Source organism: Streptomyces sindenensis (assembly GCF_014649035.1).
GTDB lineage: Bacteria > Actinomycetota > Actinomycetes > Streptomycetales > Streptomycetaceae > Streptomyces > Streptomyces sindenensis.
On sequence record NZ_BMSG01000086.1, the window covers coordinates 1 to 874 of the forward strand.

The 874-nt window shown below is 69.5% G+C and carries 1 protein-coding gene; it reads right to left on the bottom strand.

Annotated features, from left to right (window positions below):
- The coding region (locus IE145_RS33145; RefSeq protein WP_189529123.1) for an IS5 family transposase at positions 1-849 on the bottom strand (849 nt) is incomplete at its 3' end.
- Between the last annotated feature and the right edge of the window lie 25 nt (positions 850-874).

The window sequence follows — 874 nt, forward strand, 5'->3', positions numbered from 1 at the left end:
TGCTTCGGTCTCGATGGGGCCGTGCGGCTCGATGTCCTCGCCGGCCAGCCGTGCGGCCATGAGCCGGATCATGGCGACCTTGATCATTGCTTCTGCGTGCGCGGTCTTGCGCTCGTAGTCCCGGGCCAATCTTCTGCACCGTCCCAGCCAGGAGAACGTTCGTTCCACCACCCACCTGCGGGGCAGTACCTGGAAGCCTTTCACGTCCGCGTTCCGCGGCACCGCGACGATCTCCACGTTCTCTGTCTCGGCGGCCCAGCCGACCAGCCGGGAATCGACGACGTTGACGTATCCGCCATCCACCCACACGAGCCCCACCTGCGGGAATCGCTGCCGCAAGCCGGAGAGGACCAGCTTCGCCCCGGCCCGGTCCTGGACCGAGGCGGAGTGCACCACTGCCCGCAGGACCAGGCCGCAGGTGTCCACCAGCAGGTGGCGCTTGCGGCCCCGCACCCGTTTGCCCGCGTCGTAGCCGACGGCCTCACCGCCCTCGCTGGTCCTCGCGGACTGGGAGTCCAGCACCGCCGCGGACGGCTGCGGGTCCCGTCCGTCGGCTCGGCGGACGCGGTCGCGCAGGGCATCGTGGACCCGGTCCCAGGTGCCGTCCGCGCTCCACGCGCGAAACCACCGGTAGGCGGCATCCCACGGGGCCAAGTCGTGGGGAACCAGCCGCCAGGCGCACCCGCTGCCCAGGACATACAGCACCGTGTCGATGATCAGCCTGCGCGGGAACTTCAACGGCCGGCCACCACGGCGCGGGTCGCGTTGCGGCAGCAGCGGCTCGATCACCGCCCACTGACCATCCGTCAACGACGTGTCATAGGCGGGCTTGCACATGCAGACACACATGACGGTGATCTTCGCGAACCCTCAG